We start from the raw sequence: 23,607 nt of genomic DNA on the forward strand, positions 1-23,607 counted from the left end.
AAAATCAAAGTTCAAAAGGGACTTTTATAAAAACAAAAGTATGCTGCACGCTCCTTTTTGATCGACCATAGCCCCCCATATCAACGTTTCTGGGCTGTCATGCCGTTTCGAATTAGTCTCGTGGCCGAAAATTCAGCCGCCAACTTGAATTGTTCACTCGGCCGAAAACTTGGCGCAGTCAATTGCCACTTTTGGCAACGTAGACGCAAAATGCGGGTTGGTTAACTCGGTCGAAAACTCCGCTTAGTAGCTCGGCTGAAAGTTCAGCGCAGTATTGCGCAGATCTACTACCTAAGTTAAACTTAGCCAGTCTGATTCACTTAGCGGAAAACTCCGCTCAACTAAAAAGCGCCGCACCTTTCAGCACGACACTCATTGATTATTTAGTTTGTTGTTCCCGTTGTTCTCTAGCCAGTCTAGTCTTCCGGTTATGATGTCGGTAACACAGTGGTTGTAGGTTACTTTCATCTAAGCGACGTGACCAGTCGTCTTTGATTTCGATAACGTGATCGACCACATCGGCTTTACGGATCACCCCATCTTGGTAACATTGCACGCATACCGGATTGCTTTCAAGGAACCGCCGTGACAACTTGCGCCATGCTGACGACTTGTAGAACTGTTGATACTTGCTTTCGTCAGAATCATACATGCGTTTATGATACCGCCACTTGTTAGTCGCCTTGTGGTGCTTCTCACAGTAGCGTGTGTCATAGGCAACCAACGTCCGACAACCCGGGTGCTCGCATTGCTTCATTGGCTTAGCCATGGCCGTTGACCTTGGTTAGTGTGACCACGTCATAAGCATTCAGTTCACTATCAGAACTAACGCCAGCAACGCGATACGTAACCCCATCTAGTATTGCTTCCAAGGTCGTTGTAATCCGATCGTCATGGCGCACCACAATTAGCTGGTTAGTTGTCGCAGTCGTACCAGTAAGGCTAATAGTGTTACTGATGGTCAACGTATACTCACCACACCAGACAGTGAACAGTGGCACGAATTGTTGCTTGGTTGTGCCGTTTATTAAATTTTCAACTGACTTAACGGTGCCAAACTGTACCCGCTTGTTTAGGCGATTTAGATTATAGTTCTTCATTAGTTAACCTCACTTGTAAATAATCATGGCGCAATATTCTGCAGAAGAAGAATCTAGGTCTGCCCCAAACGCGTTACTTGAAAACTTAATGTCAATGACATTGTCACTATCAATCCGGTTGGCTAATTCTCTGTTAATTGCTCGGTCTAAATCTTGTACAGACATTTGCATAATCGTTTTTGTTTTAATCATTATAGTTAGATCCTTTCTATCATGTTAATCATCTAATTGTTCCAACATCTTGTACGCATTTTTGCGTTGTTCTTCATCGCTTAAAGGATTATTCAAAACTTGGCTTGAAACGTTTCGGATAACGTAGGCGTCAGCTAACCAACCTTGACTTGATTTCATAAAGTGATCGTCACTAAATTGTGCATAAATTGGGTACATGAGTTTTAAGTCTCTTACAGTTTCTGGCTCATATTCTCCATCTTCATTTGGGGTAAAGCTCCCAACCAATCCTTTATCTTTTGCTTTTTGAGTTGGCTCACCATTTTGATCTAAAGCACCTTCTTTAATCAAGGCTCTGTAAATACACGATTTTAATTCATTAACTCTATTTGAGACAACTGGTCCATATTGTTTAACGTAAATGTCAAAAGCTTGCTCAACTAAACTTGGATAAATTACTTTCATTTTTCCTTTTCCTCCTGTACTGGAAATGTTTGTTTTAACGTGGAACACGTGGACAATCGTTGATATATCAACACTTTGAAGACCACCTAACGTGGAACATTACCCGGAACACGTGGCACACTTGGTGTTTTCGATCATTGTACGCGGACATATCCGTGCGGTTGCTTGCCATTAATTCTAATTCTTTTAGCTTCCCAGCCGTCCATATTGTCCATTAATAGCTTGATTCGCTTAGCTTCCGAGTTTGTTCGCCCGGTTAAAAAACGATCGACTGTTTTATGGAAGACAACTTCCATGATTTCCAGAGTTGTTGTTTGGTTGAGTAGTTTCCGTTCATTACTAACTTGATCTTTTAGCCATTTAGATTGATGGCCGTAGTCACTGACATAGCTTTGTTTTAAGCCGGTACTCATGTTTTCCCAATCTGCGGGAACTTCCATTGCTAAAAACTCTTCGATGGCATCTCGCATAGGGTCGACAGCTTCCGCAGCCATCTGATACGCCTTAGCCTCTTTCATAGTGGCCTGATCCAGATATAGCAGTTCACCATTCCTAAACCAGTACGCGGCCTCCGCCAATACTTGAAGCATGTAATTCTCGTCCGGGTGCCATACATCTAATTTGGCCTTGTTGACCCCACATTTAATTGGATAGAATCGCCGTTCACCGGTCGCGTCCTTTAAATAGTCGGTTTGGTTAGTTGTGCCAATAAATACGCATTTACGTGGGTGCGGTAACGCATAGCGGCCATAACTATTCCGGTATGTGTCGGATTGTGCACTAATGAAATTTTTGATTCCCTCAATATCCGTCTTCTTCATGGCGGAAAGCTCGGCAACTTCAATAATCCAACTACCTTGCAACTGTTGATAATCGTCTTTCTGCTTACCCATTCCTTTCAACGAATCATTGAATTTATCCGGGTATAGATTTTTACCAGCCGTACTCTTGCCAAGCCCTTGGCTTCCCTCTAAGATAGGAACAATTTCAAACTTAACGCCGGGTTCATAGGCCCGAGCAACAAGACCAGTTAGCCATTTCTTAGTGATGGTGCGGGTGTAGTGATTATCTTCGGCACCTAAGTAGTCAATGAAATAACGTTCAGCACGTGGTTGGCCGTCCCATTCTACTGTCTCAATACGATCCTTAACTGGATTGACTGTCTTGCGGCGTGCCTCTGTAACTACCGCGTCGGTAATGTTTTCCTTGCTGAATAACAAGTTGTAATGATCCTCGAGATAGCTTCTTAACAATGTGTCATCACTGTCATTCCAGAAGCCCTTTTTGAATAAAGAGTTATCAGTTTGTGGATTCTTAACGATTTGCTCCGAGAACTCATCAAAAACGACTAGTCCTTTTAACATTTCGTCATGTTCCATAATTAAGCGGATATTGTAAAGAGACTGTGTTTTAATTCCATCGTCCGAATTCTTTTTGAAATCGTTCTGCCAATCAGCGTCACGTTGCATTTTGATAACATTGTTGGCCGCTTCTCGGGTCTCTGCTGGTAAATCCATTGCTTTGCCCATTAATGAACCCCCTTACTCTCTCGTTTTAAAATGGATTGAAAAATCACATTAACTTCCTTGCTTGGTAGCGCCGGATCAACGAACGAATCATTAATCACCGACAGCATGTTATAAACTGTCCTGGGAGCGGCACCGACACCAAACATTCGACCAGCAATTTTAGTTAACCAAGCGTTGCGATTGCCCTGGGTTGTCCCGGTTACCATTTCATCTAACAAGCGACCGGTATACTTCTTTTGGTGTGTGGTACAGGCGTGTTCTGACGTCCAGTTCACTTTTTGGCCCGCCAACTTATCGACTAACCATTGAGGAGCTGGCTTAATATCAGCCAGTGTTCGACCGTCTAAAGGTTTATATTGTTTGCCGTTAATCTCACTTGGCGAAATCACCGTGAAGTCACTTAACAAGTCAATTCCAGGCCAAACGTCAATTTTGCGCACCTTAGCACCCGCATATTTCAAAAAGTAATGCACTCCGCCGTTAGCCGTCCGTTCAATGTAGGTATCATTCGGCAACGTCTGTCCTTGCTTAAATAGTTGTGCCAAGCTAGTCCGGCCGTTTTTAGTTGGATCGTGCATATCAATGTCAACAACTAATAAATCCGATGAATCCAGTCGTAAGCCTAAGTTATAAGTCGGGTGACTTTCAAACCATGTGAAGATGGTACCCTGATCAATAGTTGCGTCTTTATAGCCGGCCACCCCTTTAGGTGGTTTCTTCGTGTTTTCAATTAGTGGGTAAACCGCATAGCCTTGCTGGGCCAGCTCAATTGCTTTATCAAGCGTTGCGAACTCTTTCATTGTTCATCACCGCCAAACGTATTAAGATCATCAATATCTGTATAGTGATTTTCTGCATATTGCTTTATGACAGTGATTAGTCCACTCAATTTTTCGGAATGATCAATATTTTTATTAACGAAGTAGTCATAGACAAAATCATCTAAAGCATCTATTGAAGTTACGAGTGATCCAGCCTCAAACACTAGTTCATCTAAATCTTTAGTTTTCTTCATTACAAATTCCCTTCATATAACCGTGCTAACGTGTTAAAATAAGGGAAAGCATATTTTTGATTATTTCTTTCTGACCTACTACCGTCCAAAGTAAAGTAGGTCTTTTTTGTATGCTCTCCCATGCGACTGACCTCACATTCCAAAATACCGACGTGGGTTCTTGATTAACTTAACCACCACGTTGCCGACAAACGACACAATTATAAATTTGATTGCCCATAAGATTGCTGTTGCTATCATGAAATCACCTCCTTAAAATTATTCTGCCCCCGCATGGTGCAATTAAATTGTTTTTGAGGCTAAATATTTATCTAGCTCTTTGCGTTCAATACGTTTTAGTCTACCAATGCTAGTTACCTTTAAACCGTCATTAATCATCTTGTAGACTGTATTCACACTACCAATATGAAGTTCTTCCATCACTTGCTGGTATGTAAGCCAACTTTTTTCTGTGCTGTTCATATAAATTCACCCCCTCTCGATTACATTTAAACAGTAACATAAATTACTGCATGGTTCAATAAAAAAATGACTATCTGCGGTTATTTTTTTTATTCTTTGCAGTCAAGTACGAGTTGTTGTATATTTTAAATATAAGGAAGTGATTGTTTTGATTAAAATAGATTTGAAAAAGCTGGCAAAATCGAAAGGTTTTACTCTGACAGACATTTCAAAGGCTACTGGTATTTCAATGAACACACTATCAGTATTAGGCAGAAACGTGTCAACAGGTATCCAATTCGATACCCTTGATAAAATATGTCGCTTTTTAACCTGTACACCGAATGATATAATTAAGGTTTTACCTGATGATTATATAGTTCAAGTGCCCGCCCAAAAAAGCAAAAACGACGCAATATACGCTATAGGGGTAAAAGAAACAGTCATACACAAATCAATTGTCGAAAATTCTATGTATAATGCTGATGCCGAAGAAAACATTTTTCATGTAAAATTAATTTCATATACTGATAATGAAGCAATCTTTTTTGTTGGTTTGCCAGTTGGTAGTGGTTTTTTAAATACACCAACCGAGTCGGAAGAGAAAACCACAAAATGGCTAGTGTCACTCAACGAAAGAAATCGAGCTTCCATTAGTAAACAAGCTACTGGGATATATTTAGAAAATTATTGGAATAAAAAAATAGCTCTTCCCCAAAAAGTCTCTATTGTATTTAACGTCCCCAATCAAGGAAGCGTATATAGCTTTACATTGCACGAAAAAGATAATCATGTTTTATTGGAAGATCATTAATAACTATGTTTGAGTATTAATATGATTTTTCTCTACATAACACTGCCCCCGCACGGTACGTTATGGAGGAAATTATAAATGGCAACAATCAAGAAATATCAGGACAAGGACGGGAATACCCGTTATCAGTTTCAAGTTTATTTAGGCGTTGATCCACTAACGGGAAAAAAGAAAAATACCCGACGCCGTGGATTCAAGACAAAAAAAGAAGCCCAGATTGTATTATCAAGACTTGAACTTGATATTTACAATCATGGGCTACCAACTAAAAACGATAATACAATTTTTAAAGATATTTACCAGCTGTGGTTCACACAATATAAACAAACAGTTAAGGAAAGCACTTGGGTAACGACTCAACGGCTGTTCCGGCTTCATATTTTACCAATATTTAGTGATTACCGGATTGCTAAAATATCCATTAAGGATTGTCAAAAAGCCATAAATCAGTGGTTTAATGCTGGCTTAGTAAAGTATCATACTCTAATGAATTACGTTGCCAAGGTGCTTGACTATGCCATCAACATTGACTTGATCAGTGAGAATCCAGCCAAGCGCGTTATTGTGCCAGTAAATAAAAATGATCGTTCACGCAAAAATTTAGAAAATTACTTTGATAAGGCTGAATTACAACACTTCTTTGAGTGCCTGAATGATGATGACAATACACCGCAAGCCAGTGTATTCTTTCGTTTAGCGGCCTTTACTGGTATGAGAAAATCTGAAATGCTTTGCTTAGAATGGTCTGACATTGATTTTAGCAACCACACTATACGGGTTAATAAAACACAATCCCGTGGTGATGGTGCCCGTCTGCTAGTACAAGCGCCTAAGACAGTGCGTAGCAATCGGACAGTGTATTTAGATCCCACTACGATCAAAATATTGCAACACTGGCAAGTTGACCAAAAAGAATGGCTACTACGTTTCGGCTTTAACATCAATCAAGGTAACCACTATGTGTTTGCTAATGAAAATAACGAGATGTTTCAACCATCTAAGCCACGTAAATGGCTTGAGCATACTCTAACTAAATATGACTTGAAGCATGTTACGGTTCACGCATTCCGCCACACTTATGCGACGCTTGCATTTGAAGCCCATGCTTCCATCAAGTCAGTACAAGACCAGTTAGGACATTCAAGCTATCGCACGACTTTAGATATTTACACCGCAGTTACTGCCAAGCAAAAAAACGAAGCCACTGAAAAACTGGCTAATTACCTTAATTTTTAATATTTAGACTGCTGAATTTGACGCATTTTGCCAAGTGTGCCACGTGTTCCAGGTAATGTTCCACGTTAGGTGGTCTTCAAAGTGTTGATATATCAACGATTGTCCACGTGTTCCACGTGTTCCACGTTAAAACAAACATTTCCAGTACAGGAGGAAACAGGGTTAATTTAATGGTAGTCAGCCAAAAGGACAGCCAACTCAATTTCTTAATGGCCTGAACGCCTCATAATAGCTGGTATACAAGCATTTTTGGTGATATGGGGGTCGTTCCCAGTATACCCAATCAGAAGTACGGATAAAGCCACGCAGGTAAGATCAAATTTACCTGCGTGGCTTTTTATGAATTGTCACACCCTTGCCAGTGCAATTTTATCTTTTTTCACTCAAAACGGTTTACGGACTTGATTAGGGGTTTATAATAGATAGTGTAGACTGTCTGTGAAGCCTTGTAAAATTGTCACTATTTTAAATTCAATCCAAAGGAGATAATGTTGTTGGTATACAAAGATGTTTTTGGTATCGATCACAATGATTGTCACATTGTTCAGACGCGGCACGAGTTTAACCGGATCTTCATTATCGAAAATGAAGTTGGCTCTCGCTTTACTTGCATCAAAGATGATGCCCCACTCGAAAAGAAGATGTCTGGGCACTGGAAGTATGCAAAAGCTAGCGACGCCCCTAAGAACTATGCCGTTCCTTATAAGGCCCAGAAAAACTAAACAACCGTTGAAAAGAGGATTACGATGCGGCGCTATCAACCGTTAACCAAATCAAATGGCCGGGTTCCCCACTCGCTCAATCATAACACCAACCCCTACTATGGTCAGCATGGTGCTGATTGGGTCAAAGACACGAATGCTTCGCTATTTAATGCCCAACATGAGCATCTCCAATCAAAGAGCCATGTTGAGCGACGCGTGCGGCACAACGTCCGTCAAGTGCTGTGGGTGGTCGTGGTGATTCTTGCCATGTTACTTGGTGGTTTTATCTTGTTCTCATTAGCGATCAATATTTAACACTAAAAAGAGTCATTCAGCTTATACAAGTTGAATGACTCTTTTTTACTAGCCTTTAATTTCCTTGGTATCCACTAAAACTTTGCTGACCATCCGAAGCTCATCAGTTAATTCAGAGGTTCGAATCCGGCCAAATTCGTCGAGGAACTTGCCAAGGCGTTCTTCGTTAACTTTTTCAATGACCCGTGCTAACTTCTCACCTTTGGCGGTTAACGTTAGATAACGGTACCGACGATCATAAGGATCGATGTTCAACACAATCAAGTCATTGTTGATCAAGTAGGTCAGTTTCCTTGAAATCGCTGAAGAAGAGACGTGGCGGTCAGCGGCTAGCTCTTTCACCGTAATCCGGTGATCAGTGCTATGGTCAAGATAGTAGAGAATCAAGAACTGTTCGAACGACACGTCCGCATCAGTCACCATCGTTTGAATAATCTCGCGAAGATGGCTTTCAAGCCATGACATGCCCACTAAGACTTTTTCGAACAATTCCGCATCGTCGTACTTGGCCTTCTTAGTATTAGTCTTCATCATTATTTAAAACCCCATTCATGCGTCACGTTCAAGGCATCATCAACAACCCCGTGATTACGCACGGACTTCTGCAGCTGGCATAACGGTGATTTCAAGATCACGTGTCATTTGTTTCTCAATCGCAGTCTGAACATCACGATCCGTTACAACTAAGCTCGACAACTTACTCTTTCCGTTGATAATATCTTGGACGTGTTGATTATCCAAATCATCAGCAGAGACGATTGGTAAGAGATGGAAATTATCATTCGTTGCTTGTAAGCATTGGTCGAACAATGGGGCGTTAACTCCCATAACCAACACACTGTTTTGTTGTTGTAAGACTGATGCCAACCACCAGTTCAATAATTGTGCTTCAGAATGGAAGACATTCGTGATGGCTTCTTCCTTGTTCACTAATTGAATTGATAATTCGTGGTTACTACCATATTGCTTGACCATTGCTAAAGAGTGGTCTGGACGATAGAAGTTTTCTAGTGTCACTTGTGAGTTATTCGTCCGGTCAAGGTACTGAGTGACTGACAAGAACCCGGCAGCATCGTACACATCCCGACGAGTTGCTAATGACCCATTGAAGTAAGTCATGTACCAAATGGCACCATTCTTACGGTACTTCAATGTCATAATTGGGTTACCGCCGTCATCGGCAATTGACACAATCTGCTTATCAGCATTGCGCTTATATTGCCATGCAGGATTATCAGGTAATTCTGGTTTAGTCTTCGCAACGGCACCCGGTACCTTTGCCTGAATCGTGTAGTACATGTTGTACAAGCCAGTTCGTTTATCAACTAAGCCAGCTGATTGGTAACTGTTCCAAATTTCTGGCAAGCTGTCATTATAGTTAACCGTAATAACATTAGCTTTATCCTTAACTTCACTCTTCAATAAGCCCATGATCATTTCCATCGAAGCCTTTTCATCACCAGACAATGATTGAATCAGATCGGTGCTGAACAAGAAGTACTTTGCAGACTGGTCAAATTCGACGGGCGATACTAAGTGAGTCGTCCCGTAATCCGATTTTAACTTGGCATCAATGCTTTCAATCTTTTGTTGGAGCCCCTTAACAATCGTGGCATTTTGATCATAATCATGTTGTAATCGATTGATTTTCTGATTAATCAAGTTGAGTGAACGTTCTTGTTCGTCTTGAGCACTCTTCTTCTTACGATCATAAGCAACTAACGCATCTTGAGCGGTATGTAAGTCTTTTTCCGCACTCGTAATCGCGTGTTCCTTCCGCGAACGTTCACGGGTTTCAGTCTGTTCACGCTTCTGGAGTTTCACGAGTTCACTGTTGATTGCGTCACTCTTTTGATACAGATCCTGTGCTTGCTTCTCCTGTTGCTTCATCAACACGAATAACTTCTTAAGATCCTGTTCGCCCTGAATTGCTTTACGCATATCAGCTTCATTTTGCTTCAAATCAGCTAATGATTGTTCAGACTGCGTAATCTTCTTTTCCAACGATTTGATGGTTTGATCGCTCTTAGCAAGAGCTTTCTTAGCATCATCATAACGTTTTTGAACAGCATTGATGGTCTTGACCATTCCCTGCCGTTCGCTATCGTTCGTGTTAACGACTTTGTCCTGTTTAGACAGAGTAACCTTAGCGTCCTTTAACTGTTGTTCTAAGTTTAACTGTTCGGCAACTAAAGTTTCATACTGTTGCTTTTCGTGCTTACGATCCTGAACTAATTGGACCTTAAGCTCCCCACGTAAAGTTTGGTATTGCTTGTTTAAGTCAGCCATTTCGCGTTCAATGGCCACACTGTTTTTGGCTGCTGTTTGGGTAGCACGCCGTTGGTTGACCCGGTTTTGGCCCTTAACTGGGGCACTAGTTGAAGCAGTCACGCTGCTACTAGTTGGCCGGACACCAGCAGATGACCGCACATTGGGGGTCGTACTACTTTGAGTCGCCTTTGGTTTTGGCTTTTGAGCAGCAACGGTTGAAGTCGCCGTTGCACGCTCAGAATGATTACGGTAATCCTCATTCTTATCTCTGCGCTTTTTATTGAACATCTTCATAATGCAACTCCTCCATAAACTTGATTGTTTGCTCAAAGAGTAGAAAGGTCATCGCTGACCTTTCTATCCGTTCAGCAAATAATCAAGCTATTCTAATTATTATGCTTCATGCTTCCGACGAGAAACGCCAAAGTATAGCGCTGAACCCATCAATAAGGTTGAAAGACCCAAGACAGCCAAGGCAGTCCCGTTTTCGTCTTCATCCGTTTGTGGTAACGTCTTTGCGTCTGAAGTCGTCGTCTTAGTCGTAACTACTGGCTTCAATGAGGCTGATGCAGGAACAACCCCACTAGTCCCATTGTTAGTAGTAGCCGTCGTCGTTGGCGTTACTTCATCATCAGAAACCGTGGTTGCTGGTGCCGTTGAAGTCGTCGTTGATGAACCGTTGTTTGATGAACCATTACCATTATCAACAGTATCGTCACTTGGCGTCGTAACAGGAGCAGTTGTAGTTGTACCAGTACCGCCACCGTTGACGTTGTCACCAGTGCCAGGTGCAGTCGTAGGTGCGGTTGTCGTCGTGCCACCACCGTTATTACCATTGTCACCGGTACCAGGTGCGGTGGTAGGTGCAGTCGTTGAGCCGCCGTTATCATTCTTAGCATAAGTTAAGGTGATCGTCGCGTCATCAGCCACCGTACCACTCAAAGCACCATCAGCTGACTTGTAAGTGTAACCATCGATTGAAGGTGTTGCGACCGTGTAAGTGTCCCCAACTTTGTAAGTTGTGGTCGTCGCACTCTTGATCGTATTACCATCTGCGTCAACATAGTTAACTGTGATCGTCTTAGTTTGTTCAGTTGGAGTAGTGCCACCGTTCTTCGTGTAAACAAGGGTAACTGTGTTACCGTTGTAGGCAATCGTTCCGGCAATGGCATCACCAGTGGCATGGTCATAAGTGTAACCAGCAATTTCTGGTTGACCAACCGTGTAAGCTTGACCAACGATATATTCAGTTACGCTGGATGCTTTGATGGTGTTACCATCAGCGTCAACATAATTGATCGTCAAGTTAGCTTTATTTTCAACTGGTGTCGTTGAATCCTTGGTGTAAGTTAAGGTAATCGTCTTATTACCATCAACCGTACCAGTCAAAGCGGCATCAGCTGACTTGTAAGTGTAACCATCGATCGTTGGCGTTTCAACCGTATAAGTTGAGCCGTTATCCAAAGTTTGGGTCGTAGCGGCCTTGATCGTGTTACCATCAGCATCAACGTAGTTTACCGTAACCGTTGATTGTTCAACTGGGGTGGCATTCTTGGTGTAAGTTAAGGTAATCGTCTTATTGCCATCAACCGTACCAGTCAAAGCGGCATCAGCTGACTTGTAAGTGTAACCATCAATCGTTGGCGTTTCAACCGTATAAGTTGAACCGTTATCCAAAGTTTGGGTCGTAGCGGCCTTGATCGTGTTACCATCAGCATCAACGTAGTTTACCGTAACCGTTGATTGTTCAACTGGGGTGGCATTCTTGGTGTAAGTTAAGGTAATCGTCTTATTGCCATCAACCGTACCAGTCAAAGCGGCATCAGCTGACTTGTAAGTGTAACCATCAATCGTTGGCGTTTCAACCGTATAAGTTGAACCGTTATCCAAAGTTTGGGTCGTAGCGGCCTTGATCGTGTTACCATCAGCATCAACGTAGTTTACCGTAACCGTTGATTGTTCAACTGGGGCTGCATCCTTCGTATAAGTGAAGGTAACCGTGTTACCACCAGAAACAAAAGTCCCAGTTTGGGTTGCATCACCCGTTAAGGTATAACCGTCAATCGAAGCGGCATTTACACTGTAAGCACCGCCAACTTCAGCTGCAGTACCATCAGCACCTTCTGTATAAGTCTTAGAAGGTAAGATCGTATTGCCATCAGCATCAACGTAGTTAACAGTCAAGTTTGAAGCTTCGGTATTTTGTGAGTAGACTAACGTCAATTCAGTACCAGCAGCCGTCACATTACCATCAGAATCAGTGGTGTCAGCGGCAACTGTTCCAGTCAAAGCACTGGACTTAGTCGTATCTAACGTGTAATTACTGAAAGTAGCAGGTGTAACGGTGTAAGTATTGTCAACATCGCCTTGAACAGTCGTGTCATCCGCAATCTTATTGCCGTTTTCATCAACGTAATGGACAACGACCGTACCAGCGGCAACAGAAGTATCCATTACTTGGGTTGCATAGCTCCAAGCCTCAATCTGCTGATTGGCATCAGTGTTGTTAGTATTAGTTGATAACTTATTAACTGAGGTAGTCCCTGTAAATTCCAAATATGCAGCCCGGCTACCCGTCGTCGCGTCGTCGTTAGCTTTGAAAGTATAGAGAACAGTGACATAACTATCAGCATCAGTTAGCTTCGTGATGTCCACAGTGGCAGTTGAAGCACCAGCTGCGTAACTGTATTCCTTACCGGATTCAGTTGCGTATTCAACGGCAGTCCAAGTGCCATTACTGTTGGAACCATTTGGCGCAATTGAAACTTGACCAGAAGCATTAGCCCAATCAAGCGCTTGGCTCTTGGTTAACCGGATGGCAACTGCGTACGTATGCCCGGCAGTAACTTTGATGTTCGTGCCATCAACATTTTCCTGAATGTATTGTGCTTGGTCTTGTAAGTTGCCCGAACCACCCGACTGAGTAGCACTCGTCAATGTTCCAGCGTCAACTGAGCCAGCAGCAGTTTGATTAGCAGCTTCAGAAGCTGGTGCCGTTACTGTTGGGGCTGTAGTCGCAGCCGTGGTCGTAGCAGTTGTGGTTGCCGTTGCTGCAGCAGAAGCTGGTGTTGCAACTGATGCCTTAGCAGCCGTTGCTGCAACAGTTGCCGTTGAAGTCGATGTCGCATCACTGCTTGCTGGTGTAGTCGCACTGACAGTTGCAGCTGAAGAACTAGCCGCACTCGTTGTTGACGTAGCAGCTGAAGAAGCAGTCGAGCTGGCAGCACTACTTGAAGTAGTAGCAGTTGAGCTAGCCGTACTTGACGTTGAAGTTGCAGTTGAAGATGCAGAACTGGCATCCGTAGCAGCTGATGAAGTCGCCGTTGAACTAGTTGCAGCAGAGCTGGCAGCACTAGAAACTTGTTCCGTGGTTGCGTCTGAGCTAGCAGCAGTATCAGCAGAAGCATTAACGTTGGCAAATACTAAACCTGCAGCCAAAGCTAACGTGGTTGCGCCGGCATAAACCCAACGCTTGCCATCTTTATACATCTTTACCCGATAAACCGAATCACCGGTCATTTTTTGATTATCTTTTGACATATGGAATCCTCCCCGAGCACCCACGATTTTCTGCATTTATGTAAAATGATGGGCGACAAATCGCTTGCCAGCCCATCATCTTAGTCGTGCTTATCGTGTCGTGCTTAATAACACCATAACGATTTTGTTGGCATTTCAGTTATATTTAACGAATTAGCCCTTGAATGCGGCAATTACGTTTAAGATAAAACTGTGTAATCCACCAAAGATGTCGTTGGAAACACTTGATGTATATGATGATGTGTGTGTACCTGGTAAAATATGAAAATCATTGAAAAAACTCATGAGATTAATCCCCTTTAATTGTTAATTAATTAGCCTTTGAATGCAGCAATTACGTTCAATACGAATTGGTAGAAAGTACCAAGTGGTTGGTTGCTAACGTAGCTGGTGTGTGATGAAGTATGCGTACCTGGTAAAAAGTGTAAATCTGAAAAGAAACTCATAATGTATATCCTCCCTCATTATCTAAATAATATCAAGACATTAATTAATATATTAATTAATTAGTTTATCGAAATAGATTATCCCTTGATCGCTTTAATAACGTTCAAGATGAAGCTGTGCAAGCCACCAAAGATATCATTTGAAACACTTGATGTGTATGATGACGTATGCGTACCTGGTAATACGTGGAAATCGTTAAAGAAACTCATAATATAAATCCTCCTAAAAGATTAGTTTTGATTACTTGCTGAATAAGCTCTTGATTGCAGGAATCAAGTTTAAGATAAAGCTATGGAAACCACCGAAGATGTCGTTTGAAACACTTGATGTGTATGATGACGTATGCGTACCTGGTAATACGTGGAAATCGTTAAAGAAACTCATAATGTAAATCCTCCTATAATTGTTTGACTAAATTACTTTTTGAATGCAGCGATCAAGTTCAAGACGAAGCTGTGGAAGCCACCAAAGATATCGTTTGAAACACTTGATGTGTATGATGACGTATGTGTACCTGGTAGTACGTGGAAATCGTTAAAGAAACTCATAATGTAAATCCTCCTATGATTGTTTGACTAAATTACTTTTTGAATGCAGCAATCAAGTTCAAGACGAAGCTGTGGAAACCACCGAAGATATCGTTTGAAACACTTGATGTGTATGATGACGTATGCGTACCTGGTAATACGTGGAAATCGTTAAAGAAACTCATGTTGAAATCCTCCTATAAAATTAACTATGATTATTTGCTGAACAAACTCTTGATTGCAGGAATCAAGTTTAAGATGAAGCTGTGGAAGCCACCGAAGATGTCATTTGAAACACTTGATGTGTATGATGACGTGTGGGTTCCCGGTAAGAAGTGCAAATCAGTAAAGAAACTCATGAATAACTCCTCCTTTTAAGTTAGTTAATGGTTAAATCCCCAAGCCTAGCCACTTGTATGGCAAGACTTGAGAGTTTGGAAAACAAATTAAATTCCGACAAACTTGATTAAACGGTTAGAAAATTCAACTAATTAATCATTGAATTCCCTAACACCCGTCTCTAGCAACGCTTAACCTTTGATTGCGGCAATCACGTTCAACACAAACTGATAGAAAGTACCAAGTGGTTGGTTGCTGACATAACTAGTATGTGATGATGTGTGGGTCCCTGGTAAGAGATGTAAATCACTGAAGAAACTCATGTTAATATCCTCCTTAGAAAATTTACAAATTGTTCACAAATTAGCAGCTCAATAATCATTAATTTAATTTAGTCTGTTAAATAACTAATATTGATTACTAATGCGAACATGAAACAAGTAACCTCGTTTACGATTTAAATATTAACTAATTCGCCCCACAATCGTCAATAAAATTACTAATATTTGAATAAATACAGGGCAGTATCATATTCAATCAGTAAATGTGTATACTATGGACAACTTACGCGTTTCATTAACGGTCAAAATTTGTGTCCAATATCAATATTATTTATATTTATCACCAGTTAACTATGCCAGTAGAAAGCGTTTAAACCCCTGATAATATCAGCATTTCAGCGTAGTTACTTGGTGCGACATCCCCTCTTTTTTTCCGAATTATGAACCATACCATCGGGAAATTTATTCCCTAAAAAATAATTATAAATATCGCTTTTTTCGACTTATTATTAAAATTATTAATACTTTTTATATTTTTTACGGCGGTTTTATTTCACGCCGTAACCATCATTATCCAGTTAAATACATATTTTCGGATCAAAAAAGTGGCTATTGCCAACACTCAGCAATAACCACTTACTAATTTTAATAATCAAACAATATTTCACTAAGGCCTTTTTTAACCGTGTTGATACTGCAGCCGATAAAAGTCACGATAACGTTCATGGGTTGCTAATAAGGACTCATGATTGCCATCACCCGTAATCTGACCATCCTCCATGAAGAGAATTCGCGGATAAGCTTCGATCTGGTTTAACCGATGGACAATCGTAATAGTCGTCAGGTCAGCTGGTAACGTCGCCAAGAGCTGGGTCACCCGTTCTTGGTTCTGATTATCAAGACTAGCCGTCGCTTCGTCTAAAATCAATAACGACGGGTGGCGGACGAGTGCCCGGACGATGGCCAAACGTTGCCGCTGCCCACCAGAAACATTCAAGCCCCGTTCACCGACGTCCGTATCAAGACCAGCTGACAGTTCAGCTAGCCAGTCCGCTAAGCCGACTTGTGTCAACAACGCACTCAATTGTTCATCAGGGACCGGTTCCGTCGAACCTAACAGGAGATTATCGCGAATCGTCCCGGGCATCAAGTCTACTTCTTGGCTCACGTAGCCGATCTGATTACGAATCGAGGGAATCGTATAACTGGCCATTGTCTCGCCGTTCACGTCCAGCTCACCACGAGTTGGCGTATAGTAAGCCTCTAAGAGCGAAACTAAGGTCGTTTTCCCGCTACCACTCTCACCAATCAAGGCAATCCGCTCACCGCGATGAATTGTCAAATCAATGTCCTTAAGCACCGGTTTATCACTTTCGTAGCCAAAATCGACGTGATCAAAGTCGACCGTATCGATTTTTGACAGCGTTTCGCCTGACAACCGCTTATCTTCTTCCGGACTATCTAAAATGTTGTCGATTCGCTCAGTTGCCCCGACCGTTTGTTGCAAGGCAGTCACTAAGCCAGTTACGCTACTCAGTGGTGAAATCATTTGAACGGCATACATTAAGAAAGCTACTAAACTTCCAATTGTCAACGCGTTCGTTTGTACCAAGATCCCACCATAAACAATGATAATGAAAATTGCGGCCAGTAACATGATGTTTAGCACTGGATTAAGCACCGAGATCAGCTTGATTTGACGGACACTGAAGCCTTTGATCCGATCAACTTGATCTTTTCCCTGTTGTTTCAGTGCCTTTTCAGCAACCATTGCTTTCACTAACCGATTTTGACCAATCATTTGTACTGCTGCACTATTTAAGTTGGCCGTTTCTTTTTGAATCGCTTTGGAGATCCGCGCTAACACTTGACCCATTGGCACAATGATCACGGCCATCAATGGAACCACAATTAAAATAATAATCGTTAAGCGGAAGTTTAATAACAACATTAACGTCAAGGAACCCACAATTGAGATGATCCCATTAATGGCATTCGAAAACTGACTTGAAATCAATTCAAAAATCGTCGATGTATCGTTAACTACCCGACTAGACAGTTCCCCCGTCCGGTTATGGTCAAAATATGGAATCGGCAAGTCCACGATATGTTGCCATAACGCGCTCCGCAACGTCGAAACGGCGTCGACCCCCGTATAACTAAGTAGAAAACTCGACGCAACACTTGCAAATAGCTGCACGACAATCACAGCGCCTAACCGAAGCAACAGTTGACCCGAAGTACCATGGTTAAAGGCGTCGATAAACTCCTTCAACATCAACGTAATGCCAAGACTACAAATCGTTGCGACAAACGACAACAGGATTCCAATCACAAAGAGTCCCTTCTTCGGGTGAGCATGGGTCATGATCAATCTCAATAAATCACGGGTCCCATACTTGGCATGTGGTTGTTTAGCCGATGACGTGATATGCGTTTCCATTGGTTGTAACTCCCCTCATTGCTTGAATATCAGGCTGAATGACATGATCATTCCAACGTTGCCAAATCATAGCCTCAGAAAAACGGCTACTGTTGCCATATGCCCGTTCACTCATCTTCGCCAACTGTTTAGGGTGTTGTAAGAGCGTTAAAATCACCTTGCCCAATTCAACTAAATTATTGGGGGTGATCAATCGCCCATTTTCACCATCCGTAATCATCGTTGCCGGACCATACTTAATGTCATAGGCAACCACCGGAACGCCATGACTTAACCCTTCTAAAATACCTAAGTTAAAGCCCTCATATTGGCTAGTAAGGACCATCAGTTGTGCTTGGTTATAGACCGGTGTCAAATCGCGCTCAAAGCCCTTAAACGTGATAAATGACTGCCAACGTTGCGAACTGACCAAGGCTCGCAACCGATTTTCTTCTTTAAATCCAGTCCATGAATCACCATAACCATAAATATCTAAGGTCACATTCGACTGTTTTTCATGAACATAGGCGACCGCCTTAATCAATTGTTCCAAATTTTTCTCTGCCGATAAGCGAGCAACGGCAATCACCTTGCCCTCAATCCGATCCTTAAAGTCAACCGGACGAGCTGCTAATTGTTCGTCACTTACACTACCAACTGGAATCGCTAAAGTTGGAATCACATTATGAATGTGGTTCGTCATATCATCACACTCTTCTTGCGTGGACATGATCAAACCAGCCATTTGACTGGCGTGATCTAACCCGATTTGAGTGTACGGCACAATTGGTGAGTTCACAACGTCAAGTGGGTCCAGCGTGAAATTACTGTGTAAGAACTCATACTTGCGCGCTGCTGTGGACATTTTAACAATCGGATTCATCCCAGCATCACTACGATCCACGATCATGGTTCCGTGACCGCCATACTCAGTATTTAACGCGTCTAAGAAAAAGGCAGTCAGCTGATCCCAGTCCTCAAATTCGTAATTATGCCCGTGATAGTTTAACAGCCGTTGATGAGTGGCAACTGGTTGTTGCTTCTCATTTGGCCGGAAAAACGTCTCTAAGACAGGCTGTTGTTGTAAATTACAGTGTTGCTCTAACACAATATTCTGCTTGTCATCAAAGTACTGGGCCACCGTTAAGAAGCCCCGCGTATCATAATAGTCTCGACGGCTGACCGCGCCCTGTGGATTGAGAATATCGACGTAATCAATATTCCCCTGCGCATTTAACATCAGTGCTTTTTGCCGTTGTTCCCGTTGAATGACGTCAAATTCATTAGCGCTGACCCGTTCCAGCGTTTCACCCGTCACCCGTGGATAATTGGCCGCAGTTAACGGTTCGCCTTCGTAATTCGTAGTGCCTTGAAAATAATCATACATATTGACCTGGAACTCATCATCATACCCAATGAGTTGCATATTATGATGTAAATCGCGTACAAAGTTACGGGTCACGATCAACGCAGGTACCCGGTGCTTTGTGAATAATTTTTGACGCTGAATCATGGCTAACTCAATAGCTGATGGCGTCGAATCAATTTTGCTCGTAATAAAGAAATACATTTGCTACGCCCCCGCTTTTATTCATGTGATAAACTCTCGACTGGATCCAACCGTGCCGCCATATGTGCCGGTGCCAAAGCAGCCAATAAACTGATGACAACACTGACTGTAATGCCGCCCAGCATTGCTGCCCCGGAGATTCGAACGATTGGATACTTAATTAAGCTATAGATGGCCATATTGCCTAAGAATTGCCAACCTTCTCCAAACAGTAACCCCATAACGGCGGCTAATACCCCGATAGTTAAGGCCTCAGCAAAGAACAAATGACTAATATCGCGTTTGCGGGCGCCAAGTGCGCGCAAAACCCCAATTTCACGAGTCCGTTCAGAAACGCTGACGTACAGGACAACAATGATCATAATTGCTGAGACTAATAACGCAATACCAGCCACCCCGGTCAATACGTTAGTGGCTAAACGAATATAGGTATTCAATGAATCAATTAAATCACCGATTCCGGTATAGTTATACTGTTGCTTCTTATTCGTTCCCTTGATTGCCTTGATTTGGTGTTCGACTTGCTTAACATTCGCCAATTTATCTATTTGAACAATGGCAAAATTTGGTCGATAAGCCACATTCTTAGCAGTTAACATCTTTTTGACGGTTTGTGGTAAGACCACGACGCTAGTATCATCGCTACCCGTAATTCCGCTGACGGTCAGCGTCTGACTGACCGTTACGGACTGATTCTTGCGATTAACCGTTGCCAATTTAACGGTCAACTTCTTATTGAGCGCTTGTTGATAATTTTTCTTACCCACCATCTTCTTAGCTAACTTACGACCAATCAAAACTTGACCATTTTCAGGACGTGAACCGTCCTTAATTGTCTTACTCAAAATTGTGGGGTTATCCGTCTGGAGACTGGCCGTCACGGTTGTTTTTTTATAACTCGCTTGTGTGCTCGTGTAATAGCCCAGCTTAGCAGACTTAACATGTTTGATAGCCGCTAATTGTTTGACGTTTGCAGTCGTCACTTCGGCATTCTTCGCGGCTGTGACTTGTTCTTGGTTAACCGCTGCTTTGTAAGCTGCTGCACTGGTTGCTTTTTTACGCGCAGCCGTGCTGACTTTCCCCGTCTTCTTTGATACTTGGACAGCGGTTGGATTAACTTGAGACGTAATCTGGTGATTCATATAATTTTTAATCCCTGATCCCAAGCCCAGCATTACGACGATACTACTGATCCCGATCGACGATCCAAAGATAATCAGCAGGTAACGAAGCCACATTCGACGCATATGTTGCATGGACATCCGGAACATCTGCCGAAAGCCAAGTGTTCGGTAACGCGTCGGTTGCTTATCGACCACGTCGAAAGGCGCCCCGATCACTAATTCGTCATGAATCTGGCCGTCATCCAAATGAACGATCCGCGTCCCGTAGTCAGCCACTTCCTGCGAATGGGTCACGGTGATCACAAGTTTACCTTCTGCAGCGATTGAGTATAAAATATCCATTACTTCTTGGGTATTTTCACTATCCAACGCCCCGGTCGGCTCATCTGCGATAATAATATCGGGGTCACTGGCTAGTGCGCGAGCGATGGCGACCCGTTGCTTTTGACCACCGGATAGTTCATTTGGATACTGGTGCGTCTGTTGCTCAAGTCCCACCCGCTTGAGTAGGTCCTGTGCTTGCTGGACTTGTTGCGCATGGGACGTCTTAGTCATCTTTAATGAAAGCATGACGTTATCCAAGACAGTTAGGTAACTTACCAAGTTAAAGTTCTGAAAGATAAACCCGATTGTCTCCCGACGATACCGGTCCATTTGCCGCACATTCATTGAACGCAAGGATTGGCCGTCTAACAAGACATCTCCATCATAATGATGATCCAAGCCACCAATAATATTCATTAACGTTGACTTACCACCACCAGACTCCCCAAGAATGGAAATAAACTCCCCCCGTTCGAAGTTTAGATTAATGCCCTTCAAGATGACATTCTCTTGGTGATTTAAGGTATAGGCCTTACGAATATCGTGTAATTCTAAAAAGCTCATATATGTACCTCCACTATTTTATTAACTACATTCCCCACAATGTATTTCCTCATTAATAACATTGCGATTTTTGGTGAATGATGTAAAGTGTTATTGAATACCTGTGGTCATCATTCATAATTAAAATTATAATCATCCTAAATCCTAATAAACCGCCTACTTGGTAGTTACAATTTGTAAAATATCACCCATTTTGCTGATTTTTACAATAAAATTTTTTCTATTTCGAACTTATTTTATGACGGCAATCACGACTTAACCGTCAGCAGAGATAAATCCAAGCACCCCACACATTCAAGGCATGAACTAAAAAGCGTCCATTACTAGGCACACTGACTGCCAGTAACGGACGCTTCATCGTATTAAATTACACCTAATGACTCCAACTTCAATCAGCAGGATTCCTACTTAAAAAAGGACCGCTTCGTGACCACGCGGTAAATCGCATCCGCTAAACCAGTCACAAATACGACAATCAGCCCTGCAAATTGCAACCATGGCAATTGTTGCCTGATTACTGTCACTTCACTCCCCAGCCAAAAGACTAGTAACCCGAGAACAATAATGATACTTTCGATAATGTTTAATTTACGCATCTCAAACTCCTCACGTACATCACACATCGTTGCGAGCAACTACCATGCATGACTATATTTGTCCTTTAACACCTAATCTATTATAACCCGTCTGCTGTTAAATCACATGCCAACCACTCACGATTAAACTCGAGATAGGTCGGCAGATTTTTCATTGCGTGATGTCATTCAAAGTTAGTGCGACCAGTGCGGTCAAAAATTACGAGCGTCACCATGTTAAATTAGGGTCATCTTGCGGACGTAGCGATTCATTTCGCCAACAACGTTGTGATTCATAAATTTTAGATTAGCGACGACGCTCAATAACAGCTACGAACACAGCGTCAGAAAGACAAGCAAAAAGCCCCCAAAACAAGCAGCCTATCAGCCAGCTGATAGTTGTTTGTTTTAGGAGCTTCCATCTTAATTTCTAAAGTGCTAGCACCTTAGTCACTAAGACGTGCGGTTAACTTCTTAGTTAATTCTTCGTAACCAGGCTTGCCAAGTAAGGCGAACATGTTGTTCTTGTAAGCTTCAACACCAGGTTGGTTGAATGGGTTGATCCCGTTCAAGTAACCAGAAATGGCAACTGCAGCTTCAAAGAAGTACATCGTGTAACCTAACGTATAGGCATCCTGTGAAGGAATGTTAACGACCATGTTAGGAACACCGCCATCAACGTGGGCCATAATAACCCCTTCGAAAGCTTTGGTGTTAACTTGAGCCATCGTCTTGCCTTCAAGATACTTCAACCCATCAAGGTTTTCGGTTTCCTTAGGAATGTCAACATCACTAGTAGCGTTGTCAACTTTAACGACCGTTTCCATCAAGTTACGACGGCCTTCTTGGATATATTGACCCAATGAGTGTAAGTCAGTCGTAAAGTTAGCTGATGATGGGTAGATCCCCTTTTGGTCTTTCCCTTCAGATTCACCCATTAATTGCTTCCACCATTCTGAGAACATCGCCATGTTTGGTTCGTAGTTTTCAAGAATTTCAGTGGTGTAGCCCTTCCGGTACAAGATGTTCCGGTAAGCAGCGTATTGGTAAGCTTCGTTCTTAGATAAATCGGCATCTTTGTATTCATTTTGGGCATCCGCAGCACCCTTCATTAATGAATCGATGTCGCCGCCTGATACCGCAATTGGTAACAAACCAACTGGTGTCAAAACAGTGAAACGACCACCAACATCATCAGGAATAACAAAGGTTTCGTAGCCTTCAGCGTCAGCTTCTTGCTTCAACGCACCGCGCTTGCGGTCAGTTGTGGCATAGATCCGGCCCTTAGCAGCTTCTTCACCATACTTCGCGATTAAACGTTCCTTGAAGACCCGGAATGCAATTGAAGGTTCCGTCGTAGTCCCTGACTTCGAAATGATGTTAACAGAGAAGTCACGGTCGCCGATTAAGTGAATTAAGTCGTTGACGTATGAAGATGAGATTGAGTTCCCAGCAAAGACAACTTGTGGGAATTTACGGTCTTCACGTGAAAGTGATGACCAGAAAGTTTCGTGTAAGAATTCAATGGCTGCCCGTGCACCGAGGTATGAACCACCAATCCCGATTACAACGAGGACGTCTGAATCGTCTTGAATCTTCTTTGCAGCGGTTTTAATCCGTGCAAATTCTTCCTTATCGTAATCTGTTGGTAAATTTAACCAGCCACGGAAATCATTACCGGCGCCGGTTCCTTCACGCAGCTCCTTATCAGCAGCTGTGACCATAGCTTGCATTTCGCCAAGTTCGTTATTATGGACGAACTTAGTTAAATTAGAGCTGTCAAATGAAATGTGTGCCATTTACTATTACCTCTTTCTATACGTATTTACATGT

The 23,607-nt window shown here is 42.4% G+C and carries 27 protein-coding genes; 4 read left to right on the forward strand and 23 right to left on the reverse strand.

What is annotated here, in order from left to right; translation table 11 throughout:
• Nucleotides 1-379: 379 nt before the first annotated feature.
• The 8 genes from ACOV1R_RS00465 to ACOV1R_RS00500 form a co-directional block, all read right to left on the reverse strand.
• Entirely contained in the window at nt 380-769 is a 390-nt protein-coding gene (locus ACOV1R_RS00465; RefSeq protein WP_061468355.1) for an HNH endonuclease signature motif containing protein, read from the reverse strand.
• Entirely contained in the window at nt 762-1,100 is a 339-nt protein-coding gene (locus ACOV1R_RS00470; protein WP_061468356.1) for a phage head closure protein, read from the reverse strand. Before ACOV1R_RS00470 ends, ACOV1R_RS00465 begins: the two co-directional genes overlap by 8 nt.
• Nucleotides 1,101-1,109: 9 nt before the next feature.
• Nucleotides 1,110-1,292 (reverse strand): sporulation protein Cse60, encoded by a 183-nt coding sequence (locus tag ACOV1R_RS00475; protein WP_024971524.1) that lies wholly within the window; start codon nt 1,290-1,292, stop codon nt 1,110-1,112.
• A gap of 24 nt (nt 1,293-1,316) precedes the next feature.
• Nucleotides 1,317-1,736 carry a hypothetical protein gene (locus tag ACOV1R_RS00480; protein ID WP_003645297.1) on the reverse strand — a complete coding sequence of 140 codons (420 nt, stop codon included), beginning with the start codon at nt 1,734-1,736 and terminating at the stop codon, nt 1,317-1,319.
• A 134-nt stretch (nt 1,737-1,870) separates the two neighbouring features.
• Nucleotides 1,871-3,265: a virulence-associated E family protein gene (locus ACOV1R_RS00485; protein WP_061468357.1), complete on the reverse strand. Its 1,395-nt coding sequence runs from the start codon at nt 3,263-3,265 to the stop codon at nt 1,871-1,873.
• A complete protein-coding gene (locus ACOV1R_RS00490; RefSeq protein ID WP_061468358.1) occupies nt 3,265-4,065 on the reverse strand; it encodes a bifunctional DNA primase/polymerase in 801 nt (266 codons plus the stop codon). The genes ACOV1R_RS00485 and ACOV1R_RS00490 overlap by 1 nt, the downstream gene beginning before the upstream one ends.
• Entirely contained in the window at nt 4,062-4,280 is a 219-nt protein-coding gene (locus ACOV1R_RS00495; RefSeq protein ID WP_061468359.1) for a hypothetical protein, read from the reverse strand. Before ACOV1R_RS00495 ends, ACOV1R_RS00490 begins: the two co-directional genes overlap by 4 nt.
• Before the next feature lie 282 nt (nt 4,281-4,562).
• A complete protein-coding gene (locus ACOV1R_RS00500) occupies nt 4,563-4,742 on the reverse strand; it encodes a helix-turn-helix domain-containing protein (protein ID WP_003643619.1) in 180 nt (59 codons plus the stop codon).
• A gap of 139 nt (nt 4,743-4,881) precedes the next feature.
• Between ACOV1R_RS00500 and ACOV1R_RS00505 the strand changes: the two genes are divergently transcribed.
• The 4 genes from ACOV1R_RS00505 to ACOV1R_RS00520 all read left to right on the forward strand — a co-directional run bounded on the left by ACOV1R_RS00505 (nt 4,882) and on the right by ACOV1R_RS00520 (nt 7,790).
• Entirely contained in the window at nt 4,882-5,535 is a 654-nt protein-coding gene (locus tag ACOV1R_RS00505; protein ID WP_015640735.1) for a helix-turn-helix domain-containing protein, read from the forward strand.
• Nucleotides 5,536-5,613: 78 nt separating this feature from the next.
• Nucleotides 5,614-6,771 carry a site-specific integrase gene (locus ACOV1R_RS00510; RefSeq protein ID WP_061468360.1) on the forward strand — a complete coding sequence of 386 codons (1,158 nt, stop codon included), beginning with the start codon at nt 5,614-5,616 and terminating at the stop codon, nt 6,769-6,771.
• Nucleotides 6,772-7,259: 488 nt separating this feature from the next.
• Nucleotides 7,260-7,493, forward strand: coding sequence for a hypothetical protein (locus ACOV1R_RS00515; protein ID WP_003642773.1), 234 nt, complete (start codon nt 7,260-7,262; stop codon nt 7,491-7,493).
• Between the two features lie 24 nt (nt 7,494-7,517).
• On the forward strand, nt 7,518-7,790 hold the full coding sequence (locus ACOV1R_RS00520) for a hypothetical protein (RefSeq protein ID WP_015380646.1): 273 nt from the start codon (nt 7,518-7,520) through the stop codon (nt 7,788-7,790).
• 48 nt (nt 7,791-7,838) lie between these two features.
• On the opposite strand, the gene ACOV1R_RS00525 is transcribed toward ACOV1R_RS00520, so the two are convergent.
• The 15 genes from ACOV1R_RS00525 to ACOV1R_RS00595 all read right to left on the reverse strand — a co-directional run bounded on the left by ACOV1R_RS00525 (nt 7,839) and on the right by ACOV1R_RS00595 (nt 23,573).
• Nucleotides 7,839-8,324, reverse strand: a complete 486-nt coding sequence (locus ACOV1R_RS00525; protein WP_003642771.1) for a MarR family winged helix-turn-helix transcriptional regulator — start codon at nt 8,322-8,324, stop codon at nt 7,839-7,841.
• Nucleotides 8,325-8,378: 54 nt separating this feature from the next.
• Nucleotides 8,379-10,355 carry a hypothetical protein gene (locus tag ACOV1R_RS00530; protein ID WP_054519138.1) on the reverse strand — a complete coding sequence of 659 codons (1,977 nt, stop codon included), beginning with the start codon at nt 10,353-10,355 and terminating at the stop codon, nt 8,379-8,381.
• Between the two features lie 99 nt (nt 10,356-10,454).
• The gene (locus ACOV1R_RS00535; RefSeq protein WP_424742985.1) at nt 10,455-13,601 is read right to left on the reverse strand and encodes a MucBP domain-containing protein; all 3,147 of its coding nucleotides are present in this window, start codon (nt 13,599-13,601) and stop codon (nt 10,455-10,457) included.
• A gap of 314 nt (nt 13,602-13,915) precedes the next feature.
• Nucleotides 13,916-14,047, reverse strand: coding sequence for a hypothetical protein (locus ACOV1R_RS00540; protein ID WP_003642767.1), 132 nt, complete (start codon nt 14,045-14,047; stop codon nt 13,916-13,918).
• Between the two features lie 78 nt (nt 14,048-14,125).
• On the reverse strand, nt 14,126-14,257 hold the full coding sequence (locus ACOV1R_RS00545) for a hypothetical protein (protein WP_003642766.1): 132 nt from the start codon (nt 14,255-14,257) through the stop codon (nt 14,126-14,128).
• A gap of 31 nt (nt 14,258-14,288) precedes the next feature.
• Nucleotides 14,289-14,432: a hypothetical protein gene (locus tag ACOV1R_RS00550; RefSeq protein ID WP_011101805.1), complete on the reverse strand. Its 144-nt coding sequence runs from the start codon at nt 14,430-14,432 to the stop codon at nt 14,289-14,291.
• Nucleotides 14,433-14,464: 32 nt separating this feature from the next.
• Nucleotides 14,465-14,596 (reverse strand): hypothetical protein, encoded by a 132-nt coding sequence (locus tag ACOV1R_RS00555; protein WP_011101806.1) that lies wholly within the window; start codon nt 14,594-14,596, stop codon nt 14,465-14,467.
• 32 nt (nt 14,597-14,628) lie between these two features.
• Entirely contained in the window at nt 14,629-14,760 is a 132-nt protein-coding gene (locus tag ACOV1R_RS00560; RefSeq protein WP_011101806.1) for a hypothetical protein, read from the reverse strand.
• Between the two features lie 30 nt (nt 14,761-14,790).
• A complete protein-coding gene (locus ACOV1R_RS00565; RefSeq protein ID WP_003639252.1) occupies nt 14,791-14,934 on the reverse strand; it encodes a hypothetical protein in 144 nt (47 codons plus the stop codon).
• 171 nt (nt 14,935-15,105) lie between these two features.
• Nucleotides 15,106-15,237 (reverse strand): hypothetical protein, encoded by a 132-nt coding sequence (locus tag ACOV1R_RS00570; protein WP_003642764.1) that lies wholly within the window; start codon nt 15,235-15,237, stop codon nt 15,106-15,108.
• Nucleotides 15,238-15,874: 637 nt separating this feature from the next.
• Nucleotides 15,875-17,638, reverse strand: coding sequence for an ABC transporter ATP-binding protein (locus ACOV1R_RS00575; protein WP_054519139.1), 1,764 nt, complete (start codon nt 17,636-17,638; stop codon nt 15,875-15,877).
• On the reverse strand, nt 17,610-19,187 hold the full coding sequence (locus ACOV1R_RS00580; protein WP_003642762.1) for a glycosyltransferase: 1,578 nt from the start codon (nt 19,185-19,187) through the stop codon (nt 17,610-17,612). The genes ACOV1R_RS00575 and ACOV1R_RS00580 overlap by 29 nt, the downstream gene beginning before the upstream one ends.
• A 17-nt stretch (nt 19,188-19,204) precedes the next feature.
• A complete protein-coding gene (locus ACOV1R_RS00585) occupies nt 19,205-21,199 on the reverse strand; it encodes an ATP-binding cassette domain-containing protein (protein ID WP_128484976.1) in 1,995 nt (664 codons plus the stop codon).
• 404 nt (nt 21,200-21,603) lie between these two features.
• Complete coding sequence (locus ACOV1R_RS00590) at nt 21,604-21,795, reverse strand: hypothetical protein (protein WP_003646619.1); 192 nt, start codon at nt 21,793-21,795, stop codon at nt 21,604-21,606.
• Between the two features lie 425 nt (nt 21,796-22,220).
• Complete coding sequence (locus ACOV1R_RS00595; RefSeq protein ID WP_003642759.1) at nt 22,221-23,573, reverse strand: glucose-6-phosphate isomerase; 1,353 nt, start codon at nt 23,571-23,573, stop codon at nt 22,221-22,223.
• Nucleotides 23,574-23,607: the final 34 nt, after the last annotated feature.

The organism is Lactiplantibacillus sp. YT640 (genome assembly GCF_049745435.1).
Classification (GTDB): Bacteria; Bacillota; Bacilli; order Lactobacillales; family Lactobacillaceae; genus Lactiplantibacillus; species Lactiplantibacillus plantarum.

Excerpts from the sequence above, each read along its gene's own strand:
- ACOV1R_RS00465 (WP_061468355.1), bottom strand. The coding sequence starts at position 769 with ATGGCTAAGCCAATGAAGCAATGCGAGCACCCGGGTTGTCGGACGTTG.
- ACOV1R_RS00470 (WP_061468356.1), bottom strand. The coding sequence starts at position 1,100 with ATGAAGAACTATAATCTAAATCGCCTAAACAAGCGGGTACAGTTTGGC.
- ACOV1R_RS00475 (WP_024971524.1), bottom strand. The coding sequence starts at position 1,292 with ATGATTAAAACAAAAACGATTATGCAAATGTCTGTACAAGATTTAGAC.
- ACOV1R_RS00480 (WP_003645297.1), bottom strand. The coding sequence starts at position 1,736 with ATGAAAGTAATTTATCCAAGTTTAGTTGAGCAAGCTTTTGACATTTAC.
- ACOV1R_RS00485 (WP_061468357.1), bottom strand. The coding sequence starts at position 3,265 with ATGGGCAAAGCAATGGATTTACCAGCAGAGACCCGAGAAGCGGCCAAC.
- ACOV1R_RS00490 (WP_061468358.1), bottom strand. The coding sequence starts at position 4,065 with ATGAAAGAGTTCGCAACGCTTGATAAAGCAATTGAGCTGGCCCAGCAA.
- ACOV1R_RS00495 (WP_061468359.1), bottom strand. The coding sequence starts at position 4,280 with ATGAAGAAAACTAAAGATTTAGATGAACTAGTGTTTGAGGCTGGATCA.
- ACOV1R_RS00500 (WP_003643619.1), bottom strand. The coding sequence starts at position 4,742 with ATGAACAGCACAGAAAAAAGTTGGCTTACATACCAGCAAGTGATGGAA.
- ACOV1R_RS00510 (WP_061468360.1), top strand. The coding sequence starts at position 5,614 with ATGGCAACAATCAAGAAATATCAGGACAAGGACGGGAATACCCGTTAT.
- ACOV1R_RS00515 (WP_003642773.1), top strand. The coding sequence starts at position 7,260 with ATGTTGTTGGTATACAAAGATGTTTTTGGTATCGATCACAATGATTGT.
- ACOV1R_RS00520 (WP_015380646.1), top strand. The coding sequence starts at position 7,518 with ATGCGGCGCTATCAACCGTTAACCAAATCAAATGGCCGGGTTCCCCAC.
- ACOV1R_RS00525 (WP_003642771.1), bottom strand. The coding sequence starts at position 8,324 with ATGATGAAGACTAATACTAAGAAGGCCAAGTACGACGATGCGGAATTG.
- ACOV1R_RS00530 (WP_054519138.1), bottom strand. The coding sequence starts at position 10,355 with ATGAAGATGTTCAATAAAAAGCGCAGAGATAAGAATGAGGATTACCGT.
- ACOV1R_RS00535 (WP_424742985.1), bottom strand. The coding sequence starts at position 13,601 with ATGTCAAAAGATAATCAAAAAATGACCGGTGATTCGGTTTATCGGGTA.
- ACOV1R_RS00540 (WP_003642767.1), bottom strand. The coding sequence starts at position 14,047 with ATGAGTTTCTTTTCAGATTTACACTTTTTACCAGGTACGCATACTTCA.
- ACOV1R_RS00545 (WP_003642766.1), bottom strand. The coding sequence starts at position 14,257 with ATGAGTTTCTTTAACGATTTCCACGTATTACCAGGTACGCATACGTCA.
- ACOV1R_RS00550 (WP_011101805.1), bottom strand. The coding sequence starts at position 14,432 with ATGAGTTTCTTTAACGATTTCCACGTATTACCAGGTACGCATACGTCA.
- ACOV1R_RS00555 (WP_011101806.1), bottom strand. The coding sequence starts at position 14,596 with ATGAGTTTCTTTAACGATTTCCACGTACTACCAGGTACACATACGTCA.
- ACOV1R_RS00560 (WP_011101806.1), bottom strand. The coding sequence starts at position 14,760 with ATGAGTTTCTTTAACGATTTCCACGTATTACCAGGTACGCATACGTCA.
- ACOV1R_RS00565 (WP_003639252.1), bottom strand. The coding sequence starts at position 14,934 with ATGAGTTTCTTTACTGATTTGCACTTCTTACCGGGAACCCACACGTCA.
- ACOV1R_RS00570 (WP_003642764.1), bottom strand. The coding sequence starts at position 15,237 with ATGAGTTTCTTCAGTGATTTACATCTCTTACCAGGGACCCACACATCA.
- ACOV1R_RS00575 (WP_054519139.1), bottom strand. The coding sequence starts at position 17,638 with ATGGAAACGCATATCACGTCATCGGCTAAACAACCACATGCCAAGTAT.
- ACOV1R_RS00580 (WP_003642762.1), bottom strand. The coding sequence starts at position 19,187 with ATGTATTTCTTTATTACGAGCAAAATTGATTCGACGCCATCAGCTATT.
- ACOV1R_RS00585 (WP_128484976.1), bottom strand. The coding sequence starts at position 21,199 with ATGAGCTTTTTAGAATTACACGATATTCGTAAGGCCTATACCTTAAAT.
- ACOV1R_RS00590 (WP_003646619.1), bottom strand. The coding sequence starts at position 21,795 with ATGCGTAAATTAAACATTATCGAAAGTATCATTATTGTTCTCGGGTTA.
- ACOV1R_RS00595 (WP_003642759.1), bottom strand. The coding sequence starts at position 23,573 with ATGGCACACATTTCATTTGACAGCTCTAATTTAACTAAGTTCGTCCAT.